Source organism: Streptomyces sp. KL116D (assembly GCF_030766975.1).
GTDB lineage: Bacteria > Actinomycetota > Actinomycetes > Streptomycetales > Streptomycetaceae > Streptomyces > Streptomyces longispororuber_A.
Genome location: NZ_JASERH010000090.1, coordinates 66,944 through 92,320, shown reverse-complemented (window position 1 = coordinate 92,320; position 25,377 = coordinate 66,944). Strand labels below are relative to the sequence as shown.

Below are 25,377 nucleotides of genomic sequence, written 5' to 3'. Positions count from 1 at the left end.
GCGAAAGCGCTGGCCGTACCGGCCGTGCGCAATCCGGTCTCGGAGCGTGAACATACCGAGAGACGTGTGCCGTGAGCTGCAAGACTTCCGTCATGAGCTACAGCGCGTCTGACTCCTTGCCGGCCGTCACCCTGGACGACGTACGCGGCGCCCAGAAGATGCTCTCCGGAGTGGCGCGGGTGACAACGATGGCGCACAGCCATCACCTCTCCCAGCTGGTCGGTACGCCCGTCCACCTCAAGTGCGAGAACCTCCAGCGGACCGGTTCCTTCAAGCTGCGCGGCGCCTACGTGCGGATCGCGGGGCTGCTGCCGGAGGAGCGGGCCGCCGGAGTGGTGGCCGCGAGCGCGGGCAACCACGCGCAGGGAGTGGCCCTGGCCTCCTCACTCCTCGGCGTGCGCTCCACGGTGTTCATGCCCGTCGGCGCGCCCCTGCCGAAGGTCGCCGCGACCCGGGACTACGGCGCCGAGGTGCGGCTGCACGGGCAGGTCGTGGACGAGACGCTGGCCGCGGCGCAGGAGTACGCGGAGCGGACCGGCGCGGTCTTCATCCACCCCTTCGACCATCCGGACGTCGTCGCGGGGCAGGGCACGCTCGGCCTGGAGATCCTGGAGCAGTGCCCCGAGGTGCGCACGATCGTCCTCGGCATCGGCGGCGGCGGGCTCGCGGCCGGTATCGCGGTCGCCGTGAAGGCGCTGCGCCCCGACGTGAAGGTGATCGGGGTGCAGGCGGCGGGCGCGGCCGCGTACCCGCCGTCGCTGGCGGCCGGCCGGCCGGTGTCGATCACGCAGCCGTCGACGATGGCCGACGGCATCAAGGTGGGGCGGCCCGGCGACGTCCCGTTCCGGCTCGTCGAGGACCTCGTCGACGAGGTCCGCACGGTGTCCGAGGACGCCCTGTCCAGCGCTCTGCTGCTCTGTCTCGAGCGCGCGAAGCTGGTCGTCGAGCCGGCCGGCGCGAGCCCCGTGGCGGCCCTCCTGAGCGATCCGACGGGCTTCGAGGGCCCGGTCGTCGCGCTGCTGTCCGGGGGCAACGTCGACCCGCTCCTGATGCAGCGCGTCCTCACCCACGGCATGGCCGCCGCGGGCCGCTACCTGTCGCTGCGGCTGCGGCTGACGGACCGGCCCGGCGCCCTGGCCACGCTCCTCGGGGTGTTGTCAGTGGCGGATGCCAATGTGCTGGACGTGAGCCACGTCAGGACCGACCCGCGGCTCGGGCTCACGGAGGCGGAGGTGGAGCTGCACCTGGAGACCAAGGGTCCCGCGCACTGCGCCGAGGTCGGCGCGGCCCTGCGCGAGGCGGGCTACACGGTCATCGAGTAATCCGTTGCCGATACGCGATACATCGCGATACGGTGTGGCGCGCATCACCCTTCGCCGGGCATTCGCAATCCGGCAAATCTAGACTTTCTCCACGTAAGGCCGTACGGGAAGCAGTCGGACGAGGCAGTTAGGCAACTCACCCACCACTGGGGGACCCACATGCCAGGCGCGATCCATGCCGAAGGTCTGGTGAAGACCTTCGGCGACGTCAAGGCGCTGGACGGCGTCGATCTGGATGTACCGGAGGGCACCGTCCTCGGCCTGCTCGGGCCGAACGGCGCGGGCAAGACCACGGCGGTGCGCTGTCTGACGACCCTGCTCACGCCGGACAGCGGCAAGGCGGTCGTCGCGGGCATCGACGTACTGAAGAATCCGAACGAGGTGCGGCGCTCGATCGGCCTGTCCGGCCAGTTCGCCGCGGTCGACGAGTATCTGACGGGCCGGGAGAACCTGCAGATGGTCGGCCAGCTCTACCAGATGAGGGCCAAGGAGGCGAAGGCCCGCGCGGCCGAGTTGCTGGAGCGGTTCAATCTCGCGGACGCCGCCGACCGCCCCTCCAAGACGTACTCCGGAGGCATGCGCCGCCGCCTCGACCTCGCGGCCGCGCTCGTCGTCTCGCCGCCCGTGATGTTCATGGACGAGCCGACCACGGGCCTCGACCCGCGCAACCGCCAGCAGCTGTGGGAGGTCATCCAGGAGCTGGTGGCGGGCGGCACGACGCTGCTGCTGACCACGCAGTACCTCGAAGAGGCCGACCACCTGGCGCACGACATCTGCGTCGTCGACCACGGCCGCGTCATCGCCCGCGGCACCTCCGACCAGCTCAAGGCGCAGACCGGCGGCGAGCGCGTCGAGGTCGTCGTGCACGAGCGCGAGCACATCGGCGCCGCCCGCGAGGTGCTGGCGGGCCTCGGCAAGGGCGAGACCACGGTCGAGCAGCACACCCGCAAGCTGACCGTCCCGGTCACCGGCGGCGCGAAGCTCCTCGCGGAGGTCATCCGCGACCTGGACGCGCGCGGCATCGAGATCGACGACATCGGCCTGCGCCGGCCGACCCTCGACGACGTGTTCATCTCGCTGACGGGCCACCTGGCCGAGCAGTCCGACGACGAGAGCGACGAGAGCGACGAGAGCGTGGAGGCCGCGACATGACCGCCGTCACCGACACCCCGAGGCCCGCCGCCCCGCGGCCGGCCGGCGGCATCGGCCAGTCCGTCCGGGACTCCCTGGTCGTCGCCAAGCGGAACCTGATCCGGATGACCCGGATCCCCGAGATGATCCTGTTCGGGGTCATCCAGCCGGTGATGTTCGTGGTCCTGTTCACGTACGTCTTCGGCGGGTCGATCGCCATTCCGGGCGCGGGCGTCAGTTCGAGCGCGTACAAGGAATTCCTGATGGCGGGCATCTTCGCCCAGACGGTCACCTTCGCCACCGCGGGTGCGGGCGCGGGCATCGCGGACGACATGCACAAGGGCCTGATCGACCGGTTCCGCTCACTGCCCATGGCGCGCGGTGCCGTCCTGACCGGCCGGACGCTCGCCGACCTCGTGCAGACGGCGGTCACGCTGGCCGTCCTCGCGATCGTGGCCCTGCTCGTGGGCTGGCGCACCCACACGAACATCGGCGAGGTGCTCGGCGGCTTCGGCCTGCTCCTGCTGCTCGGGTACGCGTTCACCTGGATCGGCGCCCTGATCGGCCTGTCCGTGCGCACCCCGGAGGCGGCGACGTCGGGCGGCCTGATCTGGCTCTTCCCGCTGACGTTCATCTCGAACGCCTTCGTCCCGGTCAACGGCATGCCGAAGTTCCTCCAGTACGTGGCGGAGTGGAACCCCTTCAGCGCCACGGTGGCGGCGGCCCGCGAACTGTTCGGCAACACGATCGACGGGGTGCCGAAGTCGGTGACCGGCGCCTGGCCGATGGAGCACCCGGTGTGGGCCTCGCTGATCTGGTCCGTGATCATCATCGCGGTGTTCCGGACGCTCGCGGTCCGCAAGTACCGCAAGGCGGCCTGACCCGGACGCACGAGAGCCCCGGAGCGGCTTGCTCCGGGGCTCTCGGGACGGTGCGGGGTCAGCCGGAGTACGGCTGGGCCTTGAGGATCTTCACCGAGGCGAACTTGCCGTTCGGCAGCTCGTACTGGGCGTCGTCACCGACCTTCTTGCCGTTCACGCCCGTGCCGAGCGGCGACTGCGGCGAGTACGTCTCGATGTCCGAGCTGGCGTACTCACGCGAGGCCAGCAGGAAGGTCACGGTGTCGTCCTCGTCGCCGTCGAAGGCGATGGTGACGACCATGCCGGGCTCCACCACGCCGTCGTCGGCCGGCGCCTCGCCGACCTTGGCCTTCTCCAGGAGCTGGGTCAGCTGGCGGATGCGGAGCTCCTGCTTGCCCTGCTCCTCCTTGGCCGCGTGGTACCCGCCGTTCTCCCGCAGGTCGCCCTCCTCGCGCGCCGCCGCAATCTTCTGCGTGACTTCCTCGCGCGCGGGACCAGACAGGTACGCCAGCTCGTCCTTGAGCTTGGTGTACGCCTCCTGCGTCAGCCAGGTGACGTCTTCGCTGGTCTGGGTCACAGGTCGCTCCTCGTAGGTACTGGGAATACAAAGCATCGCCCTACCCAGAAGGATGTTCCCTTGTGGGTGGGCGAAACCACGAGCCTAACAATTCAGCGGTCAAAGGGGGAGGACATAAGGCATCAGATTTGCGTCAGGGCAGGTCAGCCCCGATGTTCCGAGAGTGAACGCGGGAGTGTTCAGTCGGCGTGGCAGCCGACGAGCTCCGCCGTCGTGCCCTTGCCGCCCGTCGTGCGCAACGTCACGACCTTGTCGATCCGGTCCTGCTTCTGGTCGAAGCGGAAGTCGGCGCGGCCCACCTCGGCGCCTTCGGCGGTCTGCGAGCGGATCGTGCAGTAGCCGCTGGCGTCGGTGTCCTTGCGGATCTCCAGGTGGATGCTGACCTTGTCGTCGTAGGTCTTGAAGGCGATGACCTCGCCGCTGAACTTGTTCGCGACGACGTAGTACCAGCCGAACCAGATCATCAGCCCCGCGAAGAGCGTGCCCAGCACGATCGCGGCGATCCTCAGCTTGCGGTCGGCGCGGGCGTCGGCGGAGCGCGAGGATCCGTATCGGTCCTCGGGCAGCTGCTGCACGGCGCTCATCGGCCAGTTCCTCTCACATCGCCCGCCAACATCCGGGCACCGGAATTTTCCGCCCCCCGGTTCGGTCACTATAGAAGCCGCCCATTGCGCCGGATGAACCCAGGGCGCCATATCTCAAGAGGATCTTGTCTTGTCTGAGCAGCTGCGACTGATGGCCGTTCACGCCCACCCCGACGACGAATCGTCGAAGGGTGCGGCCACCATGGCCAAGTACGTGTCCGAGGGGGTGGACGTGCTGGTCGTCACCTGCACGGGCGGGGAGCGCGGCTCCATCCTCAACCCGAAGCTCCAGGGCGACAGGTACATCGAGGAGCACATCCACGAGGTGCGCAAGAAGGAGATGGACGAGGCCCGCGAGATCCTCGGGGTCAGCCAGGAATGGCTCGGATTCGTCGACTCGGGGCTGCCGGAGGGCGACCCGCTGCCGCCGCTGCCCGAGGGCTGCTTCGCGCTGGAGGACGTCGACAAGGCGGCCGGTGAGCTGGTCCGGCAGATCCGCTCGTTCCGCCCGCAGGTCATCACGACGTACGACGAGAACGGCGGCTACCCGCACCCCGACCACATCATGACCCACAAGATCACGATGGTGGCCTTCGAGGGCGCGGCCGACGCCGAGAAGTACCCCGAGGCCGAGTTCGGCCCGGCCTTCCAGCCGTCGAAGCTCTACTACAACCAGGGCTTCAACCGGCCGCGCACCGAGGCGCTGCACCACGCGATGATCGAGCGCGGCCTGGAGTCGCCGTACGCGGACTGGCTGAAGCGCTGGGACGAGTTCGAGCGGGTCGAGCGCACGCTGACCACGCACGTTCCGTGCGCCGACTTCTACGAGATCCGGGACAAGGCGCTGATCGCGCACGCCACGCAGATCGACCCGGACGGCGGCTGGTTCCGGGTGCCGATGGAGATCCAGCGGGCGGTCTGGCCGACCGAGGAGTACGAGCTCGCGAAGTCGCTCGTCGATACCTCCCTCCCCGAGGACGACCTCTTCGCGGGCGTCCGTCACAATGCCTGATGTGAACGCGAATCTGGCAATGACCCATCTCGTCCCCCTTGCCGCCAAGGAGGTCGACGAGAACAAGGTGACTCCGGGTGTTCTCGGCTTCATCGTCTTCGCGGTGATGGCGCTGGCCGTCTGGGGCCTGATGAAGTCGATGAACCGGCACATGGGCAAGGTCGACTTCAAGGAGAAGTCGGCCGACCAGGAGCCGGTGGGCGCCGACGCCGGGAAGTCCGCCCGGCAGGGTTCCTGACCCCTGAAGCCGAGGGCCCGCCGCGCCCGCGATGAGTTTCGCGGGCGCGCCGGGTCGTACAGGTATGACTCCTGAGAGCCCTGTACTGATGCGCGCGGTCGTCTCCGTCGACGGCTTCATCGCCGATGCCGACGACCAGGTGGGCCCGCTCTTCGACTGGTACGGCAACGGGGACGTGCCGCTCAACGCCGACGGCGGGTTCCGGGTCTCCAAGGCCTCCGCCGAGTACACCCGGCCGCTGTGGGACGGCCTCGGCGTGACGATCATGGGCCGGCACCTCTTCGACCTCACCGACGGCTGGGACGCGCGGCCGCCCGCCGGTGAGCACGTCGTCGTGGTCTCGCACCGCCCCCGGCCCGAGGGCTGGCACCCGGAGGCCGACCACTACCACTTCGTCACCGACGTCCCCGCGGCCGTCGCCCTCGCCAAGGACCTCGCGGCCGGCCGCGCCGTGGCGATCACGGCGGGCGACATCGGCGGCCAGGCCTTCGCGCTCGGCCTGGTCGACGTGGTCGCGATGGACGTCGCCCCGGTCTTCTTCGGCTCCGGCAAGCGCTACTTCGGCGCGACCGAGGGACAGCGGCTCCTGGAGGACCCGGACGTGGTGGTCCGCGGGGACCGGGTGCTGCACCTCCAGTACCGGGTGCGGGGCTGAGCCAGGCCGCTGCCGGGTGCGGGGCGGGCCGTCAGGCCGCGCCGACCACCACCCCCATCACGTCCCGCGCATGCCGGTTCGGCACCATGCCGAGGCGCCACGCCTGCCAGCCGTCCGACAGTTCCACGCCGCGCTCCAGGAGCAGCTGGTACGCCTCCACGTAGTCGTCGAGCTTGCCGTCGCGGGTGGGGTTGGGGGTGCGGGTGAGCTGGGAGAGGTCCTCCTGGGCGACGGCGGCGCCGACCTCCGAGCCGCCGGGGGAGGCGTACGGGAGGAGGGTGCAGCGCAGGAACGTCGCCCAGTCCTCACCGCGCCGGTCGCCGTACGAGGCAAACAGCGCGGCCGCCTCCTCGCAGAGCGTCACCGCCTGCTGGAGCCGGGCGTTGCCGGCGTCCACGACCGCCAGTTCCAGGCAGGTCCACGCCTCGCCGTGCGCGACGCCGATGCGCTGGAAGTCGGCGCGGGCGTCCACCAGGAGCTGGCGGGCGAAGCCGGAGTTGCGCAGCGAGCCGGTCTGCGCGGCCCGCTGGTCGCGGGTGACGCGCGCCGAGTGGTGGCGGGCGCACGCCAGGCCGTAGACGTCGCGCATCCGGGAGAACATCGTGCGCGAGCGCTCCAGTTCACGGACCGCCTGGTCCAGGTTCCCGGTCTCCTCCAGAGCCTGGCCCAGGTAGTAGTACGTCCAGGCCTCGCCGCGCGCGTCCTCGTTGTCGCGGTGCCGGGACGCCGCCTGGCGCAGCCCGTCGACGGCGGCCGACGCGTCGCCGTCGACGAGGCGGGCGCGGGCCAGCTGGGTCAGCGCCCAGGCCTCGCCGCGGCCGTCGCGCGTGCGGCCGTACAGGTCGAGCGCGGACCTCAACTGCTCGTCCGCGCCCGGCACGTCGCCCATCCGCAGGCACAGCTGGCCGAGCTGGAAGTGCGCCCACGCCTCGCCGTGCAGCGACTCGTTCTCCCGGTGCAGGGCGAGCGCGTCGGTCAGCAGCGCCAGGGACTCGCCGACGTGCGCGCGGTCGCGCTCGACCGCCGCCAGCGCGTGCAGCGTCCAGCCGCGGTCGCCCTTCGTCTCCGGCGTCGTCTGCAGGTCGAGCGCCTCCCTCAACCGGGCCGTGGCCTCGGTGAGTTGGCCCTGGTGGTGCAGGGTGATGCCGAGCGAGCACAGGGCCCGCGCCTCGCCCGCCCGGTGGTGCGCCTCGCGGTACAGGTCGACCACCGACGACAGGGTCGTGCGTGCCTTGTCGAGCTCGCCGAGCTGGCGGGCGGCGATGCCCGTGCGCCACTGGACCGAGCGCACGAGCAGCCCCTGGTCGATGGCCTGCGTCAACTCGCTGATCTCACCGAGCCGGTAGAGGTCGCCGCGCAGCAGGCAGTAGTCGCACAGGGCGCCGAGGAGGCCGAGCACCGCGTCCTGGTTGACGCCCTCCGCGTGCCGGAGCGCCGCCGTGATGAAGCTCGACTCGTCGTCCAGCCAGCGCAGCGCCGCGTCCAGCGACGTGAAGCCGTGCGGGCCCATCTGGCCGGCCCGCGTCGACATGTTGCCGTCGACCAGCCGGATCACGGAGTCGGCGAGCTCGGCGTAGCTCTGGATCAGGCGTTCCTGCGCCGCCGTCCGCTCGGCCGGCTCCTCCTCGTCGGCGAGGCGGGCCTGCGCGAAGACGCGGACCAGGTCGTGCAGCCGGTAGCGGCTGCCCCGGACGTGGTCGACGAGGCCCGCGCGGGACAGCGCCGACAGGTGCCGGGTGGCCTCCTGCTCGTCCGTGGCCAGCAGCGCCGCCGCCGCGGCCGCGCCGAGCGAGGCCCGGCCCGCGAGCGCGAGCCGGCGCAGCAGCCGGCGGGCGGTGTCGGACTGGTCGGTGTAGCGCAGCCACAGGACCCGCTCGACCGGCTCCACGGGCCCGTACGCGGCCAGGTCGGCGGCGAGCTGACGGGTCGTCCGCGGGCCGATGGCGGACCCCGCGACCCGCAGCGCGAGGGGCAGGCCGCCGCACAACTCCCGTACGGCGTCCGAGGATTCCGCGTCGTACGGGCCGGACGCGTCCTCCGCGGCCTCCCGCAGCAGCTCCTCCGCGCCCGCCGCGTCCAGCGCCTCCACAGGCAGGTGGTGCACCCACGCCGGGGTGTCCTCGGCCAGTTCGAGCGGCTTGCGGGAGGTGACCACGACGAGGCTGTCGGACCGCTCGGGGATGAGCGTGCGCACCTGCTGCGCGTCCTCCGCGTCGTCGAGCACGATCGTCACCGGAAGCCCGGTCAGATGCTGGTGGTACAGCTCGCTGAGCCGCTTGACCTGCTGCTCCTGCGACGAACGCTCCCGGAACAGCAACTGCTCGCGCGGCGCGCCGAGCCGGTTCAGCAGGTGCAGCAGCGCGTCCCGCGTGGTCAGCGGCGGCGCGTCCGCCCGGTCGCCGCGCAGGTCCACCACGCACGCCCCGCGGAACTGGTCCCGCACCTCGTGCGCCACCCGCACCGCCAGCGTCGTGCGCCCCGACCCGGGTGCCCCGTGCAGCACCACCACCGTCGGCCGGGTCTGGGTGCTCGCGCGGGCCGCGTGCACCCACTGCGCGATCCGCGACAGGGCGGCCCGACGGCCCGCGAACGGGCCTTCCGGCACCGGGAGTTGACCGAACGACTGCTCCAGTACGCTCCTGCGCCGCGCCGCCGCGCTCTTGTCGGTGCGCCGCAGCTGCGGCGCCGCCGTCTTCTTCGAGGTGCCGGTGCTCGACGCGAGCACCCGCTGCTGGTCCAGGAACGGCCGGATCCCGCGCACCTCCAGCGCGGTCAGCCACTGCAGCCGCAGCTGCTCGGGCCCGCCCGGCTGGCTCCGCGCCCCCGCGCTGCGGCTCGCGGCGGGCAGGTGCGAGGCGGTCACCTTGACGACGGTCGCGGTGGCGCCGAGCACCGCGACGGCGGCCCCGGCACCCACGGCGACCCCGGTCCCGGCGCCGAGTGCCAGGTCGGCCACCACGGCGGTGAGCGCACCGACTCCCGTCACCATCAGGGGAGTCGAGCCGCGCTCCTGCGCGAACCGCTCCCCGAACGACATCTGTCCCGCCGCCGCCTCGTCCAGGGCCCGGGTGTACGCGGTGTACTCCTCGGTGGCGGTCTGCCCCATGGCGTCGAGCGCACCCCGGGCGCGGGCGAGCAGCACGCCCCCGTCGGTCCGGCCGCCGGAGCGCCTGACCTCCTCCTCCACGGCCCGGGCCAACAGCCGCTCGGCCTCCGCCCGATGGCTGTCTCGCATCTTCGGTCCCCCTCCGGTTGCGTCAGTCCGGCGTCAAGTGTCCTGCGTATGGGGTGTCGGCGCGAGGGTCCCGGCGATCAAAGACGCGACCGCGACGGGCATGCGCAAGGATGGAGACATGCCGAACCGACTGGCCCAAGAGACGTCCCCCTACCTCCTCCAGCACGCCGACAACCCGGTGGACTGGTGGCCCTGGTCGGCCGAGGCCTTCGAGGAGGCGAAGCGGCGGGGGGTTCCCGTGCTGCTCAGCGTGGGGTACTCGAGCTGCCACTGGTGCCACGTCATGGCCCACGAGTCCTTCGAGGACGAGGCCACCGCGGCCGTCCTGAACGAGCACTTCGTCCCCGTCAAGGTCGACCGAGAAGAACGCCCCGACGTCGACGCCGTCTACATGGAAGCCGTGCAGGCCGCCACCGGCCAGGGCGGCTGGCCCATGACGGTCTTCCTCACCCCGGACGCCGAGCCGTTCTACTTCGGCACGTACTTCCCGCCCGAGCCGCGCCACGGCATGCCGTCCTTCACCCAGGTCCTCCAGGGCGTGGGGGACGCCTGGACCGGCCGGCGCGGCGAGGTCACCGAGGTCGCCGCGAAGATCACCGCCGATCTCGCGGGCCGTGAACTGCCCTACGGGGACACGCGGCCGCCGGGCGACGAGGAGCTGGGGCAGGCGCTGCTCGGGCTCGTGCGCGAGTACGACGCGACGCACGGCGGGTTCGGCGGGGCGCCCAAGTTCCCGCCGTCCATGGTGATCGAGTTCCTGCTGCGCCACCACGCCCGCACCGGCACCGAGGGCGCGCTGCAGATGGCCGTCGACACCTGCGAGCGGATGGCGCGGGGCGGGATCTACGACCAGCTCGGGGGCGGCTTCGCGCGGTACTCCGTCGACCGCGAGTTCACCGTGCCGCACTTCGAGAAGATGCTGTACGACAACGCGCTGCTGTGTCGCGCCTACGCGCACCTGTGGCGCTCGACCGGGTCGGAGTTCGCGCAGCGCGTCGCCCTGGAGACCGCCGAGTTCATGGTGCGCGAACTGCGCACGAACGAGGGCGGGTTCGCGTCGGCGCTCGATGCCGACAGCCTCGACCCGGCGAGCGGGAAGCACGTCGAAGGCGCCTTCTACGTGTGGACGCCGGAGCAACTGGCCGAGGTCCTGGGGGAGGAGGACGGAGCTGTCGCCGCCCGGTTCTTCGGCGTCACCGAGGAGGGCACCTTCGAGGAGGGCGCCTCCGTGCTCCAACTCCCGCAGAGCGACGAGGTGTTCGAGGCCGAGCGGATCGAGTCGATCCGGCAGCGGCTGACCGCCGCCCGCGCCGAGCGCCCCGCCCCCGGCCGGGACGACAAGGTCGTCGCCGCGTGGAACGGGCTGGCGATCGCCGCGCTCGCCGAGACCGGCGCCTACTTCGGCCGGCAGGACCTGGTGGACGCGGCGGTGTGCGCGGGCGACCTGCTGGTCCGGCTGCACATGGATCCGCAGGCGCGCCTCGCCCGCACCAGCAAGGACGGCCGGGCCGGCGCCAACGCGGGGGTGCTGGAGGACTACGCCGACGTCGCCGAGGGGTTCCTCACGCTGGCCTCCGTGACCGGCGAGGGCGTCTGGCTGGAGTTCGCCGGGTTCCTGCTCGACCACGTCCTCGACCGGTTCGTGGACCGGGAGAGCGGGGCCCTGTACGACACCGCCGCCGACGCCGAGCAGCTCATCCGGCGGCCGCAGGACCCGACGGACAACGCCACCCCGTCCGGCTGGACCGCCGCCGCGGGCGCGCTCCTGTCGTACGCCGCGCACACCGGCTCCGAGCCGCACCGGACCGCGGCGGAGCGCGCGTCGGGCGTGGTGAAGGCGCTCGGACCGCGGGCGCCCCGGTTCATCGGGAACGGGCTCGCGGTCGCCGAGGCGCTGCTCGACGGGCCCCGGGAGGTCGCCGTGGTCGGTGAGATCGGCGGGCGCATGCACCACGCGGCGCTCACCGGGACCGCGCCGGGCGCCGTCGTCGCCGCCGGACCCGAGGGGAGCACGGAGCTGCCGCTGCTCGCCGACCGGCCGCTGGTCGGCGGGGGCGAGGCCGCCTATGTGTGCCGGCACTTCGTGTGCGACGCCCCGGTGACCGACGCCGACCGGCTGAGCCAGGTCCTGGGCGACGGGCGGTCCTGACCGGGCGCGGGCGGGCCGCTGGTTTCCGGCGGGCCGCCCGCTGACATACGTAGGACATGATCCGCACCACCGCAGCACTGCTGACCTGCGCCGTCCTGGCCGTGCCGGCCCCGGCGGCCCGATCGCTCGACACGGTCCACCGGGGGAGCGAGGGGTGCTTCACCTGGTCCTGGAAGGACGGCGGGGTCCTGACGACGACCGTCTACTTCCGCAACCACTGCCGCACGGCGCACACGTTCCGCGTGCACTGGTCGTCGCCCGCCTCGGGCACGGAGGACATCCGGGTGGCGGGCGGCGCGAAGGGCTCGACGTGGAGCTTCGTGTCCACGCGGCCGACGGGCTTCGAGGACCTGGGACGGGCCTGACCAGGCCCTAGAGGCCGTGCTGCACGGTGTCGAGGGCGCGCATCACCAGATCGCGCAGCTCGCCCTCGTGGCCGTGCTGGGCCCAGTACATGGTGGCCTCCATCATCGAGCCGACCAGCGCCATCGCGTAGACCCTGACCTCCAGGTCACCGGCGTCCCGGCCGGTGCGGTCCGCGATCACCCGGCACATCAGGTCGCCCGTGACCGACATCGACTCCATCATCCGGGAGCGCACCGCCGGCACCTCGACCTGGAGGCGGGTGCGCAGTCGCGACACCTCGGGGTCGTCGTGCTCCAGGGCCAGGTGCAGGCTGTCGTCGATGACGTGCCGCAGCGAGTCGATCAGCGATTCGTCGGCGGGCCGCGCCCGCAGCTCCCGCTCCAGGATCGGGTCGAACTCGTCGGTGAGGACGATGTCCTCCTTGGTCGGGAAGTACCGGAAGACCGTGGACGGCGACACCTCGGCGGCCTCGGCGATCTGCTCGACCGTCGTCGCGTCGTACCCCTGCTCCAGGATCAGGCGGTACGTCGCCTCGCGGATCGCCGTGCGGGTCTTGATCTTCTTGCGCTCGCGGAGCCCGACCTTGGGCTCCGCGGGCGTCTGTGCTGAGGCGGCCATGGCGCTCATTGTCAGGCATCCGTGCTGATCGCGGCCACCTCCGCGGCGGACCCGGCGGACCCGGCGGACCCGGCGGACCCGGCGGCCGGGGCCCCGCCGGGCAGCAGGACCGCGCAGAGCGCGGCGGCGGCCAGCGCCACGATGCCGATGACGACCAGCGCGAGGTCCATGCCGTGGACGAACGCGGAGTCCGCCGACGCGGCGAGCGCCCGGTCGCCGAGCCGGCCCGCCACCACGTGGGCGCCGATCACCGAGTCGCGGGCCGCGTCCGCCGCGGGGCCCGGCAGTCCCGCGGTGCCCAGCCGGTCCGTGTACGCGCCGGCCACCAGGGCGCCGAGCAGGGCGACGCCGAGCGCGCTGCCGGTCTGCCGCACCGTGCTCATCAGCCCGGAGCCGCGGCCGGCCTGGTCCTTGGAGAGCGCGCCGAGGGCGCCGCCCATCGCGGGGATCATCGCGAAGGCGATCCCGACCCCGGCGACGGAGAGCCACAGCGCGGTGAAGCCGTACCCCGAGTCGACGGTGGTGCGCGCCCCGAGGAACGCGGCGAACGCCAGCACCACCAGGGAGACGACGATCACCGACCGCGCCCCGAACCGGACGACCAGCGACTGCGCCAGCTTGGCCGCGACCAGCATGCCGCCCATCATCGGGACCATCCGGACGCCGGTGCCCAGGGAGTCCGTGCCGAGCACGGCCTGGAGGTACTGCGGCAGCAGGAACATCACGCCGGACATGACGAACATGCCGAGCGTCGCCGTGAGGGTGTTGCTCAGGAAGCCGCGGTGGCTCAGCAGCGAGAGGTCGAGCATGGGGGACTCGCTGCGCCGCTCGCGCAGCACGAGGGTGCCGAGCAGCACGACGGCCGCGGCGAACCCGCCGATCACGACGGCGTCGCTCCAGCCCTTGCCGGGGCCTTCGATGATCGCGTAGATGAGGGCGCCGAGGCCGAGCGCGGTGAGGGCGGTGGAGACGACGTCGACCCGGGGCGCGGCCGGGTCGCGGCTCTCGGGCAGCAGGAACAGGCAGGCGGTGATGCCGATGGCGACCATCGGCACGTTCAGGACGAAGACCGAGCCCCACCAGAAGTGGTTGAGCAGCCAGCCGCCGATCACCGGGCCGAGCGGCATGCCGAGCGCGGAGGCCGCCGAGATCATGCCGATGGCCTTGGTCTGCTCGGCGCGCGGGAAGAGCGAGGGCAGGACGGACATGGCGAGCGGCATCACGAGCGCACCGCCGACGCCCATCAGGGCGCGGGCCGCGATCACCCAGTTCACGTCGCTCGCGAAGGCGCCCAGGACGGAGGCGGCGAGGAAGACGCCGAGTCCGCCGATCAGCATCCGGCGCCGCCCGAACCGGTCGCCGAGCAGTCCCGCCGGGAGCATCAGGGCGGCGAACACCACGATGTACGCGTCCGCCATCCACTGCTGCTGACCGGTGGTGGCGCCGAGGTCCGCGGCGATCGTCGGCAGCGCCACGTTGAGGATCGTCATGTCGAAACCGAGCACGAGCATGCTCGCGACCAGGGCCCCGAGGGCCCACCAGCGCCGGGGGTCCGGGCGCGACTCCACTTCCTGAGTGACAGTAACCATGAAATGAGAGTAGCTCTCATTTCCTAGGTGCTGTCAATCGGTAGTCTCTCTTGGAATCGCAAAGAACGGGAACGCGAAAAGAGGCCGCGGCTTCGAGCCGCGGCCTCTCGGGGGAGGTGGGGGGTGTGGGTCAGGCGTGCTGGTAGGCCACCAGGGAGATGCCGACGTAGTGCACGACGAACGCCGCGAGGGTCAGCGAGTGGAAGACCTCGTGGAAGCCGAACCAGCGGGGCGACGGGTTCGGGCGCTTGATGCCGTAGATGACGCCGCCCGCGCTGTAGAGCAGTCCGCCGACGATCACCAGGACGAGGACCGCGATGCCGCCGGTGCGCATGAAGTCGGGCAGGAAGAAGACCGCCGCCCAGCCCATCGCGATGTAGCACGGCGTGTAGAGCCAGCGCGGGGCGCCGACCCAGAAGACGCGGAAGACGATGCCGGCCGCGGCCGCCGCCCAGATGCCCCACAGCAGGGCGTCGCCCTTGGTGCCCGGCAGGAGCAGCATCGTCAGCGGCGTGTACGTGCCGGCGATGATCAGGAAGATGTTCGCGTGGTCGAGCCGGCGCAGCACGCCGTCCGCGCGCGGCCCCCAGTTGCCCCGGTGGTAGAGGGCGCTCACGCCGAACAGCAGGCAGGCCGTCAGTACGTAGATGCCGCAGGCCACGCGGCCGCGCGTGGAGTCCGCGAGCGCGGTGAGGAACAGGCCGGCCACCAGGACGGCCGGGAACATGCCCGCATGCAGCCAGCCACGCAGCTTCGGCTTCAGCAAATGGGGCTCTGCGACGGGTGTTTCGGGCTGCTCTGCGGCGACGCTCATGCTCGGCATCGTACCTACGCGACCGTAGGTAACAGATACGGATAGCCCCCTGCTTTCCCCTGGGGAGATCCCTATGTCCGAATCCGAGTGGTGATGCTCACGTCGCTCAAGTGTGAGGCCCCCTGGACAGATGGGCGAAACGGTCGGATGATCAAATGAGTGCGGTCGGCACCGGATGAGCGCCCATCGATTTTCGGTGGAACGGGAGGCGCAGCGTCCGGGTCGCAGCCCCCACGGGGCCTCCCCAACTAAAGACCCCTCATTTAGGAGCGATCGTGGCGCGCGACATCGCGGCTCCCCTCCCGACCAACCACCAGGAACTCATCTCGTGGGTCAACGAGATCGCCGAACTGACGCAGCCGGACAGCGTGGTCTGGTGCGACGGCTCCGAGGCCGAGTACGAGCGGCTCGCCGAGGAACTCGTCGCCAAGGGAACGTTCAAGAAGCTCGACCCGATCAAGCGCCCCAACTCCTACTACGCCGCGTCCGACCCGACCGATGTCGCGCGGGTCGAGGACCGGACGTTCATCTGCTCCGAGGAGGAGGCGGACGCGGGCCCGACCAACCACTGGAAGGCCCCGGCCGAGATGCGCGAGATCTTCTCGGGCAAGGAGGGGAACGGGGGCATCTTCCGCGGCTCGATGAAGGGCCGGACGATGTACGTCGTCCCGTTCTGCATGGGGCCGCTCGGCTCGCCGCTGTCCGCGATCGGCGTCGAGATCACCGACTCGGCCTACGTCGCCGTCTCCATGCGCACCATGACCCGGATGGGGCAGCCGGTCCTGGACGAGCTCGGCGACGACGGCTTCTTCGTGAAGGCCGTGCACACGCTGGGCGCGCCGCTGGCCGAGGGCGAGCAGGACGTCCCGTGGCCGTGCAACAGCACGAAGTACATCTCGCACTTCCCGGAGTCCCGCGAGATCTGGTCGTACGGCTCGGGCTACGGCGGCAACGCCCTGCTGGGCAAGAAGTGCTACGCGCTGCGCATCGCTTCGGTGATGGCGCGGGACGAGGGCTGGCTGGCCGAGCACATGCTCATTCTCAAGCTGACCCCGCCGCAGGGCGAGTCGAAGTACGTCGCGGCGGCCTTCCCGTCCGCGTGCGGCAAGACCAACCTCGCGATGCTGGAGCCCACGATCTCCGGCTGGACCGTCGAGACGATCGGTGACGACATCGCCTGGATGCGGTTCGGCGAGGACGGCCGGCTCTACGCGATCAACCCCGAGGCCGGCTTCTTCGGCGTCGCGCCCGGCACCGGCGAGCACACCAACGCCAACGCGATGAAGACGCTCTGGGGCAACTCGGTCTTCACGAACGTCGCGCTCACCGACGACAACGACGTCTGGTGGGAGGGCATGACGGAGGAGACCCCGGCGCACCTCACCGACTGGAAGGGCAACTCCTGGACGCCCGCGTCCGGCGTCCCGGCCGCGCACCCCAACGCCCGCTTCACCACCCCCGCCTCCCAGTGCCCGATCATCGCGCCCGAGTGGGAGGACCCCAAGGGCGTGCCGATCTCGGCGATCCTCTTCGGCGGCCGCCGCGCCTCGGCCGTGCCGCTGGTGACCGAGTCCTTCGACTGGAACCACGGCGTCTTCCTCGGCGCGAACGTGGCCTCCGAGAAGACCGCCGCCGCCGAGGGCAAGGTCGGCGAGCTGCGCCGCGACCCGTTCGCGATGCTGCCGTTCTGCGGCTACAACATGGGCGACTACATGGCCCACTGGGTGAAGGTCGGTGCCGAGAAGGACGCCGCCAAGCTGCCCAAGATCTACTACGTCAACTGGTTCCGCAAGAACGCCGACGGCAAGTTCGTGTGGCCCGGCTTCGGTGAGAACTCCCGCGTCCTGAAGTGGATCGTCGACCGCCTCGACGGCCGCGCCGAGGGCGTCGAGACCCCGATCGGCATCCTGCCGACCAAGGAGTCCCTGGACACGGACGGCCTCGAACTGGCCGACAGCGACCTGGAGTTCCTGCTCACCGTCGACAAGGAGGTCTGGCGCGAGGAGGCCTCGCTCGTGCCCGAGCACCTCAACACCTTCGGCGACCACACGCCGAAGGAACTGTGGGACGAGTACCGGGCGCTCGTGGAGCGCCTCGGCTAGTCGCCCCCTCCCAGGACCGGCGAGATCCCGTACAACGGCGTACGGGGTCATGGGCCCGTCGTCCTCCCGTGCCGCCCCCGAGCAAGCCCCTGGGGGAGGAGGGAGACGGCGGGCCCTCGCCCGTTGCTACGGGTTGCGCTCCTCCAGGTACCGGGTGTGCGTCTCCTGGCGGCGCGCCTCGGTCTCCCGCAGGGCCCCGGCCACCGTCGTCAGCTCGTCGTGCACGAGGTCGAGCTGGCGCTCCAGATGGCGGTCGGGCTGCTCCTGGCCCGGCGCGATCCTGGTCCACCACCGGGTGCGGGCGAAGGTGTCCACCGCCTCCGGCACGTCCTGGCGCACCGCCCGCGCCAGCGCGTGCAGCGCCTCCGGGTCCTGGGCGAGCAGCTCGGCGGCCCAGCCCGGGTCGAGCAGGGCGGCGAGGAGCTCGTCGAGCCGGGTGAGGCGGGCGGCGGCGACCGGCGGCACGTCGACCTCCGCGAGGTAGTCCCGGAGCTCCGCGAAGTCGCCGCGCAACGCGTCGAGCCGGGCCGCCGGGTCGGGGAAGTCCGGCGGCGCGGGCCGCTCCGGCGGGGCGATCAGCGCGCCCGCGCCGTACAGCCCGGCCACCACCACCGGCCAGTAGGCCCCCGCGACCCCCGTGAACGTCAGGGCGAGCCCGACGACGCCGCAGGCGCTCCCGGTGAGGTTCTTGCGGGACTCCAGGAACGTCAGGAGCTTCGAGGGGTGCTCACTGGTAGCCACGGATCTCCTCCAGGGCGCCGGTCAGCGAGCCGCCCACGGCGTCGAAGAGCCGGCCGCCGGTCAGTTCGGCGATGTCGGTCAGCTCGGTGCGCGAGGCGTCGCCGAACAGGATCGGGAACACGGGGATGCGCCGGTCGGCCGGGCCGAGGGAGCGGTAGAACCGGCCGAAGTCGCCGGCGTCCGCACCCGTGGTGTTCTGGCCGTCCGTCATCAGCACGATCGACGTGAACGTGTCGTCGTCCCCCCGGCCGAGACGCTCGTACGCCGCTTCGAGCGAGGTGTAGACGGCGGTGTCGCCGGACGCGGTCAGGGCGGCCGTGTCCCGCTCGATCGCGGCAAGCCCGGTGCGCGGCGAGCCGGGGTCGACGACGTGGGTGCGGACGGACTTCACCCGCGAGCCGAACGGCATCAGCGTCACCTCCTCGCGCTCCCGGAAGTCGCCCGTGAGCCCGCGCAGCGCCTTCTTCAGCGCGGCGAGGCGCGCACCCTTCATCGACCCCGAGGTGTCCAGGACGTAGACCGTGCGCGAGGGCCTGCGCAGTTCGTTCTCGTAGCCGGACAGCAGCCCGTCGGCGACCGCGCGGCTGCCGGGGAAGGGCAGTTCGCGGCGCCGGTCCGGGGCGAGGCCCGGCGCGGGTGGCACTCCCGCGACGACCGGGCGGCGGTGCGTCGTCGACGTGATCGCCCGCTGCAGCTCCGGGCTGCGCAGGGTCTCGGCGAGGCGCCGCACGGTCTCCCGCGTCGTGGCCGGGGTGGCGGCGAGCGAGGAGAGCGGATAGTCCGCGGTGACGACGCCGTCCTTCGGGCGGACCACGGTCAGGCCGGGGATGCCGGTGAGCACGGACTCGTAGTTGAGCAGCGCGTCGACGTCGCCGCGCCGCCGGTACGCCGACGCCAGCCAGCCCGACGAGCCCGACGTGAGCCGCTGGCCCCGGAAGAACTCCTTCAGCCGGGGCTTCGCCCGCCGCACGTCCTGCTCGGTCAGCGCCGACTGGGCGCCGGAGAGCGCGGAGGCGACGGAGACGAGCGTGGCGAACCCGGAGTTCGAGCGCGCCGGGTCGGTCATCCCGTACGTCAACTCGCCGTCGGCGACGGCCCGTTCGACCTGCGACCAGGTGACGTCGGACGGCTGCCAGCCGAGCCGGGTCAGGGCCGCGTCGCGGACGCCGAGTGCGACGGGGCTCGACATGACGGACGTCTCGGAGACGACCCGCTTCGCCGCGTCCGGGTGGAGCCGCAGGAAGTCGTCCGACGACAGCCACACGGCGTCGTACCTGCCGTCGGCCTTCCCGGAGGCGAGCAGCCGCACGGCGTCCAGGGTGCCCAGGTAGGTGGGGCGGACCGTGATCCCGGTCCGGTCCCGGGCGAGCTCCAGGGCCTTCGTCATGTCGGACAGTTCGCTGGAGGCCAGGACGCGCAGGGTGCCGGGCGACGGACCGTCCTGCGGCTTCGCATCCCGGTGGTCCTCCTGGGTGCAGCCGGCGAGCAGGGCCAGCGCCAGCGCCAGTGCGCCGGTGAGCGCACGCCTCATGCAAGCCCCCCGTCCAGGGCGCCGCGCGACCGGCTGCGCTCCAAGTAGCTGCCCGCGTGCTGGAGTTCGGCCGTCAGGGACTCGACGGTCGTCGCCATCGCCTCGGTGGCCTGCACCTTGTACGTGTCGATCGCGTCCAGCGTCCGGTAGATCTGCTGGAACGCCGAGCGCAGCGCCTCCGCGCCGACCGCCGGGTCGGCGGCGATCCGCTGGATCTCGCCGCTCTGGCCGGCGAGCATCTCGGCGTTGCCCCTGATCAGGTCCTCGGTCGTGCCGCGCAACGCGTTCACCTGCTCGACGACCTTCTTCTGGTTGTCGAGCGCGGACGCCAGCATCACCGAGATGCGCAGCGCCGACACGGTGGTGGTGGCGGCCCGGTCGACGCCCTTGATCAGCTCGTCGTTGTTGCGCCGTACGACGTCCATCGCCAGGTAGCCCTGCGCGCACACCGCGAGCTGGGTGAGCAGGTCCTGGTGCTTCTGCCGCACCGGGAACAGGACGTCGGCGCGGAGCGAGTCGGCCGTCTGCGGTTCGGCGGCGGCGACGGTGTCGACGTGCCGCTCGACGGCCGCGTCCAGGGCCTCGGTCAGCACGACGTACTCCTGGAGCTTGCCCATCGTCTCCCACAGCCGGACCCGCTCGGTCTGCAACGCCGCGCTGTCGCGCCGCAGTTCGTCCTGCCCGCCGCGCAGCGAGCCGACGATCCGGTTCAGCGTGGCCTGTGCGGAGGCGTACTTGGCGACGTGGTCGCGCAGCCGGTTCCCGCCGGGCAGCCGGGAGAGCAGCTTGCGGCCCTTGCCGGCGGGCAGGTCGCGCGGGTCCAGGTCCTCGACGACCCGGCGCAGTTCGACGAGCGAGGTCGCCACGTGGGACTGCGCGTCGCCGCCGTTGTCGGGCAGGCTGCGCAGGGTGCGCTCCAGCATCCGGTTCGACTGGGCGGCGGCCGTCCGCATGTCGCCCGCGCCCAGCGCCGTGATCTCGCCGACCTTGCCGGCGAACTCGGGGGAGCGGGCGTCGAGCGCGGCGAGGTGCTCGACGTACGCGGCGGCCTTCGCCGCCATGTCCGTCCGCACCTTGTCGTCGACGGGCACCAGGCCGCCCGCGCTCTCGCGGGGGACGGCGGCGACGGGCACCGGCGGGGTGAGCGTGAAGGTGCTCTCCGACCGGCTCTGCGACTGGTTCTCCGTGGTCATGGCTGTTTCCCCCCGTTCAGCCGCGCGCCCGGCGGGCCATGTCGTGCAGCACCGCGGAGGTGGGCACGGGCGCCTGCCGGACGCCGGTCAGCTGCTGCTTCAGATAGGTGCCGGCCGAGCCGAACCCGGTGGCGGTGCCCTGCGGCCGGAAGCCGTGCCGGACGGCCAGCTTCCGCAAGGTCGGGTCGGTGGCGAGGAGCCGGGCGAGCTCCTGGCCGTTCGCGGTGAGCGGCACGGCGGTGTGGTCGCTGTTCACGGTGGTGTCCGGGTAGAGGACCACCAGGTCGTCCGGCTGCTGCCCGTCCGCGAGGAGCGCCGCGACCTGGGACTCGTAGACGAGCACCAGCGGGTTGCCCGCGCCGCTGACGAAGTCCCGGAAGACGGCGTCCGAGCTCGACTGCTGGGCCCCCTGCACGGAGACGAGCTTCTTCAGCAGCGGCGCCGTGCGGTCCAGGCCCGCCCGGTCGGCCACGACCCGGCCGCCGTTCGCCACGTACGAGGTCGCGGCGAGGTAGAGGGCGCCGGAGCTGGAGGTCTCCGGGTCGGTGGAGGAGATGAAGAGCGTGCCGCTCAACTCCCCGTACTTTCCGGCCCCCTTGAGCTGCTGCCAGGTGCGGTCGTGGCGGGCCGCGTCCAGATAGGCGCCCATCGCGAGCGTGCCCCGGTGCGCGGTGTCGAGCGTGGCGAGGCCGTTGTCGGCGAGCACCTGCGCGGCGCCCCGGTGGGCCACCACCACCAGCGGTGAGTAGAAGGGGCGCGGGAGCGTGCCGCGCACCTTGTGCCGGCCCGCCAGTTCGACTGCCGGGGCCTGGCTGGAGGGGAAGGCGAGGTCGTACCCCTTGAGGTCGAGGCCCTCCATGGCCCAGGACCCGGAGGTCTCCGCCCGCACCGTGAAGCCCTGGGCGGCGAGCGCGCGCCGCACGTCCTCGTCGGCGAAGAAGTCGGCCTTCTCCGAACCGATCACCATCCGCACGGTCTTCGTTGCCGTGCTCTTGTCGTCGTCCTTGGCGCCGTCGCTCCGCCCCGCGATGACGGCGGTGACCACACCGCCGAGGAGGAGCACCGCCAGGATCATTCCTGCGATTCGTCTCACGCCGAGGAGCGTGCTCGCGGAGGCCAACATTCCCCGGCGACGGCGGTGAACGGGTGGTTACGACGTGGTCCCGGTATGCAACCGGAGGGCCCCTGTGCCCTGATGACGATCCGTCGCGCTTACGCGGACACCAGGCGCTCGGCGCCCGAGTGGTACTCCATGCGCCGGGCGGCCAGGATCGCGGCGGCGGTGTCGGCCCGGGAGGCGGCGACGACCAGCGCGCGGCCGGCGAGGGCGTGCGCCCGCTGGTGCAGCGCGGCCCGGTCCTGCTCGGGGCCCGCCGCGGTCAGGGCCGCGCGGACCGGGGCGTGGCCGCCGCGCAGCCGGGCGATCTGACCGGCCAGCTCGTCGGCCGCCGCGGCCAGCTCCGGGTCGTCCGGGCCGATGGCGCGCAGTTCGTCGGTGACCGCGAGCAGCGCCGACAGGTGTCCGGCGAGCTGAATGTCCAGCTCCTCCTCGCGCGAGCGGTGCGGGAAGGTGCCGCCGTCGGCCGCCACGGTGTGGACCGACTTGGTGCGGATCGGCTCGTACATGGGAGGCCTCCAGGGGCAGCAGGCGGCAGCTTGGCCTCCATCGTACCTTAGAACGAGTCTAAATTAGAACTCGTCCAAAGACGGACGTCACGGCTGGCTGTAGCCGTCCAGGAAGTTCCCGATCCGGGTCACCGCCTCGGTCAGCTGCCGGGTCGAGGGCAGGGTCACGACCCGGAAGTGGTCGGGCTCGGGCCAGTTGAAGCCGGTGCCGTGCACCACCATGATCTTCTCGGCGCGCAGCAGGTCGAGCACCATCTGGCGGTCGTCCTTCACCTTGAAGACCTTCGGGTCCAGGCGCGGGAAGAGGTAGAGCGCGCCCTTCGGCTTCACGCACGTCACGCCCGGGATCTGGGTGAGCAGGTCGTACGCCACGTCCCGCTGTTCCTTCAGCCGGCCGCCGGGCAGCACCAGGTCGTTGATCGTCTGCCGGCCGCTGAGCGCGGCGACGACACCGTGCTGACCCGGCATGTTCGCGCACAGGCGCATGTTCGCGAGGATCGTGAGGCCCTCGATGTACGACTCCGCGTGCGCGCGCGGGCCCGAGATCGCCATCCAGCCCACCCGGTACCCGGCCACCCGGTACGCCTTCGACATGCCGTTGAACGTGAGCGTCGTCAGGTCCGGGGCGATGGCGGCGGTCGGGGTGTGCGTGGCGCCGTCGTAGAGGATCTTGTCGTAGATCTCGTCGGAGCAGACCAGCAGATTGTGGCGGCGGGCGATGTCGGTGAGGCCGCGCAGCATCTCGTCGCTGTAGACGGCGCCCGTGGGGTTGTTCGGGTTGATGATGACGATCGCCTTGGTGCGGTCGGTGACCTTCCGCTCCACGTCGGCCAGGTCCGGCATCCAGTCCGACTGCTCGTCGCAGCGGTAGTGGACGGCGGTGCCGCCGGAGAGCGAGACGGCCGCGGTCCACAGCGGGTAGTCGGGCGCCGGGACGAGGACCTCGTCGCCGTCGTCGAGCAGGGCCTGCATCGCCATCACGATGAGCTCGGAGACGCCGTTGCCGATGAAGACGTGCTCGACGTCGGTCTCCACGCCGAGGGTCTGGTAGTGCATCATCACGGCGCGGCGGGCGGCGAGCAGGCCCTTGGCGTCGCCGTACCCGTGGGCGTCGCCGAGGTTGCGGAGCATGTCCTCCAGGATTTCCGGCGGGCAGTCGAAGCCGAACGCCGCCGGGTTGCCCGTGTTCAGCTTCAGGATCCGGTGACCTGCCGCTTCGAGGCGCATCGCCTCCTCGAGCACCGGGCCCCGGATCTCGTAGCAGACGTTGGCGAGCTTGGTCGACTGGATGAGCTGCATGGTCAGACTTTACGGCGGTGTTTCCCGAGGCCGCGCGGTGTTTGCGGCCGGGTGCCCGAGGCCGCCCGACCCCGTCTGGGATGCCGTGGCACGGAGTGCCGATCGCCTCCGGAATACGGGGTCGGGCCAGGGGCCCGGCTTCGATGGGGCGGCCCTGCTCGCCGGGTGAGATGGGCCACTCGGGGCAGGGCCCGGGAGCGTCAGGAGCCGTACGCGTCCGTCGCGAAGGAGCGGCCGAGGTAGGTGTACGTCGCCTTCGACACGCCCGCGGTGGCGGCCGAGAAGCTGACCGCGTGCGACGTGGTCACGCCGGACGCGGAGCCGCGCAGGCTCCACAGCGCGCCGTTGCTGGTGTTCTCGAAGGGCGCGGAGGCGGCCAGGTCGGCGTAGCCGTCCTTGTTGGTGTCGGTGAGCCGGACGGAGGTGCCGAACCGGTCCTGGTTCTCGTTCGCGCCCGGCACCCCGGCGGTGCCCTGGTGGATCGCCTTCGCGCCGGTCCCGGTCAGCCCGTCGGCGGAGCCGCGCAGCACGACGACCTCGCCCGCGTTCTGCACGGAGCCGATGGTCTCGAAGTCGACGCCCACGGCCAGGTCGTCGTAGCCGTCGTGGTTCACGTCGCCCGCGGCGACCGACTGGCCGAAGCTGTCCACGTCCTCGGTGACGCCGGGCACGCCCTCGGTGTCCTGGGTGAGGGTGCGGTGGGCGGACGCCGAGAGGCCGGCGGCGGCGCCGGTGTAGACGTTGACCGCGTTGGCGTCGCGGTGGCCGAGGGCCAGGTCGTCGATGCCGTCGCCGTTGAAGTCGCCGACGGCGGCGCTGTGGCCCTCGTCGGGCAGGACGGTGGGCGTGCCGGTGGCGGCCGGGTAGACGAGCGTGGCGCCGTCGAAGCTGCCGTCCTCGTCGTAGCGGCCGGCCACGGCGAGGTCGTCGGTGCCGTCGCCGTCGAAGTCGCCGGCCGACAGGGAGCGGTAGTAGTCGGAGCTGCCCGGGGCGATCGCGGTGGTCAGCTTGCGCTGGGTGGGGGTGCCCGTCTTGCTGATGCCGTCGACGATCCACACGCCGTTGTTGCTGGTGCCCACGGCCAGTTCGGCCCGGCCGTCGCCGTCGAAGTCGCCGACGGTGAGGCGGTCGCCGAAGCGGTCGTGCGCGCTCGGGGCCGGGTCGGGGATCGTGGTGCCGCCGCTCAGCCCGGACTTCGAGCCCCACAGCACGGCGACGGTGCCGCCGTCGACGTCGCTGCCGACCTTCTCGTCGGGGGTGCCGGTGACGACGTCGGTGTAGCCGTCCCCGTTCAGGTCGGCGGTGGCGAGGGCGGAGCCGAACGCGTCGTCCTTCTCCGCGGCGCCCGGCACCCCGGCCGAGTTCTGCGTGACGACCGTGGTCCTGGCTGCCGAGATGCCGGAGGCGGAGCCGGTGTTGACGACGACGGCACCCGCGCCCGAGGCACCGGAGACGGTCGCTTCCGACGCGGTGACGAGATCGCCGTAGCCGTCCCCGTTCACATCGGCCAGGCCGTGCGAGGTGGGGGCGGTCGCGGCCTGGGCGGGGGCGGTCGTCAGCAGCCCCGCGGCGACGGCGGCTGCCGCGGCCGCGGCGAAGGCCGAGGCGGAGGTGGCGGTGCGACTGGGGGCGCGATGGCGGGCGCGGTGACGCAAGATGCCCTTCTTTCCTGGCAGGGGCACGGATGATCAGAGTTCGACGTGTTGTCGGAGTGAAGGGTTGTGCGCAGAGGGAG

Annotated in this window: 22 protein-coding genes; 9 read left to right on the top strand and 13 right to left on the bottom strand. The window is 71.9% G+C overall.

What is annotated here, in order from left to right:
• Positions 1-92 precede the first annotated feature (92 nt).
• The 3 genes from ilvA to RBJ77_RS36450 all read left to right on the top strand — a co-directional run bounded on the left by ilvA (position 93) and on the right by RBJ77_RS36450 (position 3,334).
• Positions 93-1,322: a threonine ammonia-lyase gene (gene ilvA, locus RBJ77_RS36460; RefSeq protein ID WP_372348880.1), complete on the top strand. Its 1,230-nt coding sequence runs from the start codon at positions 93-95 to the stop codon at positions 1,320-1,322.
• Positions 1,323-1,481: 159 nt separating this feature from the next.
• Positions 1,482-2,474, top strand: coding sequence for an ATP-binding cassette domain-containing protein (locus RBJ77_RS36455; protein WP_372348879.1), 993 nt, complete (start codon positions 1,482-1,484; stop codon positions 2,472-2,474).
• Entirely contained in the window at positions 2,471-3,334 is an 864-nt protein-coding gene (locus RBJ77_RS36450; protein ID WP_372348878.1) for an ABC transporter permease, read from the top strand. The genes RBJ77_RS36455 and RBJ77_RS36450 overlap by 4 nt, the downstream gene beginning before the upstream one ends.
• A 58-nt stretch (positions 3,335-3,392) precedes the next feature.
• Here the strand turns inward: RBJ77_RS36450 and greA are convergent, their stop codons facing one another.
• Together greA and RBJ77_RS36440 are read right to left on the bottom strand one after the other, a co-directional pair.
• Positions 3,393-3,890 carry a transcription elongation factor GreA gene (gene greA / locus RBJ77_RS36445; RefSeq protein ID WP_255978455.1) on the bottom strand — a complete coding sequence of 166 codons (498 nt, stop codon included), beginning with the start codon at positions 3,888-3,890 and terminating at the stop codon, positions 3,393-3,395.
• A gap of 179 nt (positions 3,891-4,069) precedes the next feature.
• Positions 4,070-4,474 carry a DUF4307 domain-containing protein gene (locus RBJ77_RS36440; protein WP_372348877.1) on the bottom strand — a complete coding sequence of 135 codons (405 nt, stop codon included), beginning with the start codon at positions 4,472-4,474 and terminating at the stop codon, positions 4,070-4,072.
• A gap of 130 nt (positions 4,475-4,604) precedes the next feature.
• Between RBJ77_RS36440 and mca the strand changes: the two genes are divergently transcribed.
• The 3 genes from mca to RBJ77_RS36425 all read left to right on the top strand — a co-directional run bounded on the left by mca (position 4,605) and on the right by RBJ77_RS36425 (position 6,379).
• A complete protein-coding gene (gene mca, locus RBJ77_RS36435) occupies positions 4,605-5,486 on the top strand; it encodes a mycothiol conjugate amidase Mca (protein ID WP_372348876.1) in 882 nt (293 codons plus the stop codon).
• Positions 5,479-5,724, top strand: coding sequence for a hypothetical protein (locus RBJ77_RS36430; protein ID WP_372348875.1), 246 nt, complete (start codon positions 5,479-5,481; stop codon positions 5,722-5,724). Before mca ends, RBJ77_RS36430 begins: the two co-directional genes overlap by 8 nt.
• A 64-nt stretch (positions 5,725-5,788) precedes the next feature.
• Positions 5,789-6,379 carry a dihydrofolate reductase family protein gene (locus tag RBJ77_RS36425; RefSeq protein ID WP_372348874.1) on the top strand — a complete coding sequence of 197 codons (591 nt, stop codon included), beginning with the start codon at positions 5,789-5,791 and terminating at the stop codon, positions 6,377-6,379.
• Between the two features lie 31 nt (positions 6,380-6,410).
• On the opposite strand, the gene RBJ77_RS36420 is transcribed toward RBJ77_RS36425, so the two are convergent.
• Entirely contained in the window at positions 6,411-9,614 is a 3,204-nt protein-coding gene (locus tag RBJ77_RS36420) for a tetratricopeptide repeat protein (protein ID WP_372348873.1), read from the bottom strand.
• A gap of 118 nt (positions 9,615-9,732) precedes the next feature.
• Between RBJ77_RS36420 and RBJ77_RS36415 the strand changes: the two genes are divergently transcribed.
• Together RBJ77_RS36415 and RBJ77_RS36410 are read left to right on the top strand one after the other, a co-directional pair.
• The gene (locus RBJ77_RS36415; RefSeq protein ID WP_372348872.1) at positions 9,733-11,763 is read left to right on the top strand and encodes a thioredoxin domain-containing protein; all 2,031 of its coding nucleotides are present in this window, start codon (positions 9,733-9,735) and stop codon (positions 11,761-11,763) included.
• Positions 11,764-11,819: 56 nt separating this feature from the next.
• Complete coding sequence (locus tag RBJ77_RS36410) at positions 11,820-12,128, top strand: hypothetical protein (protein ID WP_372348871.1); 309 nt, start codon at positions 11,820-11,822, stop codon at positions 12,126-12,128.
• A 7-nt stretch (positions 12,129-12,135) separates the two neighbouring features.
• On the opposite strand, the gene RBJ77_RS36405 is transcribed toward RBJ77_RS36410, so the two are convergent.
• From RBJ77_RS36405 to RBJ77_RS36395, 3 genes are all read right to left on the bottom strand, one after another.
• Positions 12,136-12,747: a TetR/AcrR family transcriptional regulator gene (locus tag RBJ77_RS36405; protein WP_372348870.1), complete on the bottom strand. Its 612-nt coding sequence runs from the start codon at positions 12,745-12,747 to the stop codon at positions 12,136-12,138.
• An 11-nt stretch (positions 12,748-12,758) separates the two neighbouring features.
• On the bottom strand, positions 12,759-14,336 hold the full coding sequence (locus tag RBJ77_RS36400) for a DHA2 family efflux MFS transporter permease subunit (protein WP_372348869.1): 1,578 nt from the start codon (positions 14,334-14,336) through the stop codon (positions 12,759-12,761).
• Between the two features lie 130 nt (positions 14,337-14,466).
• Positions 14,467-15,150, bottom strand: coding sequence for a hemolysin III family protein (locus tag RBJ77_RS36395; protein ID WP_372348868.1), 684 nt, complete (start codon positions 15,148-15,150; stop codon positions 14,467-14,469).
• Positions 15,151-15,425: 275 nt separating this feature from the next.
• Here RBJ77_RS36395 and RBJ77_RS36390 point away from each other — a divergent pair, with 275 nt between their 5' ends.
• Positions 15,426-17,252, top strand: coding sequence for a phosphoenolpyruvate carboxykinase (GTP) (locus RBJ77_RS36390; RefSeq protein WP_372348867.1), 1,827 nt, complete (start codon positions 15,426-15,428; stop codon positions 17,250-17,252).
• A 126-nt stretch (positions 17,253-17,378) separates the two neighbouring features.
• On the opposite strand, the gene RBJ77_RS36385 is transcribed toward RBJ77_RS36390, so the two are convergent.
• From RBJ77_RS36385 to RBJ77_RS36355, 7 genes are all read right to left on the bottom strand, one after another.
• Positions 17,379-17,993 carry a hypothetical protein gene (locus RBJ77_RS36385; RefSeq protein WP_372348866.1) on the bottom strand — a complete coding sequence of 205 codons (615 nt, stop codon included), beginning with the start codon at positions 17,991-17,993 and terminating at the stop codon, positions 17,379-17,381.
• Positions 17,980-19,524 carry a substrate-binding domain-containing protein gene (locus tag RBJ77_RS36380; RefSeq protein ID WP_372348865.1) on the bottom strand — a complete coding sequence of 515 codons (1,545 nt, stop codon included), beginning with the start codon at positions 19,522-19,524 and terminating at the stop codon, positions 17,980-17,982. Before RBJ77_RS36380 ends, RBJ77_RS36385 begins: the two co-directional genes overlap by 14 nt.
• The gene (locus RBJ77_RS36375; RefSeq protein WP_372348864.1) at positions 19,521-20,717 is read right to left on the bottom strand and encodes a toxic anion resistance protein; all 1,197 of its coding nucleotides are present in this window, start codon (positions 20,715-20,717) and stop codon (positions 19,521-19,523) included. Before RBJ77_RS36375 ends, RBJ77_RS36380 begins: the two co-directional genes overlap by 4 nt.
• A gap of 16 nt (positions 20,718-20,733) precedes the next feature.
• Entirely contained in the window at positions 20,734-21,810 is a 1,077-nt protein-coding gene (locus RBJ77_RS36370) for a substrate-binding domain-containing protein (RefSeq protein WP_372348863.1), read from the bottom strand.
• Between the two features lie 119 nt (positions 21,811-21,929).
• Positions 21,930-22,343, bottom strand: coding sequence for a hypothetical protein (locus RBJ77_RS36365; RefSeq protein WP_372348862.1), 414 nt, complete (start codon positions 22,341-22,343; stop codon positions 21,930-21,932).
• An 87-nt stretch (positions 22,344-22,430) separates the two neighbouring features.
• Positions 22,431-23,642 (bottom strand): pyridoxal phosphate-dependent aminotransferase, encoded by a 1,212-nt coding sequence (locus RBJ77_RS36360; protein WP_372348861.1) that lies wholly within the window; start codon positions 23,640-23,642, stop codon positions 22,431-22,433.
• 200 nt (positions 23,643-23,842) lie between these two features.
• A complete protein-coding gene (locus RBJ77_RS36355) occupies positions 23,843-25,297 on the bottom strand; it encodes an FG-GAP-like repeat-containing protein (protein WP_372348860.1) in 1,455 nt (484 codons plus the stop codon).
• Positions 25,298-25,377: the final 80 nt, after the last annotated feature.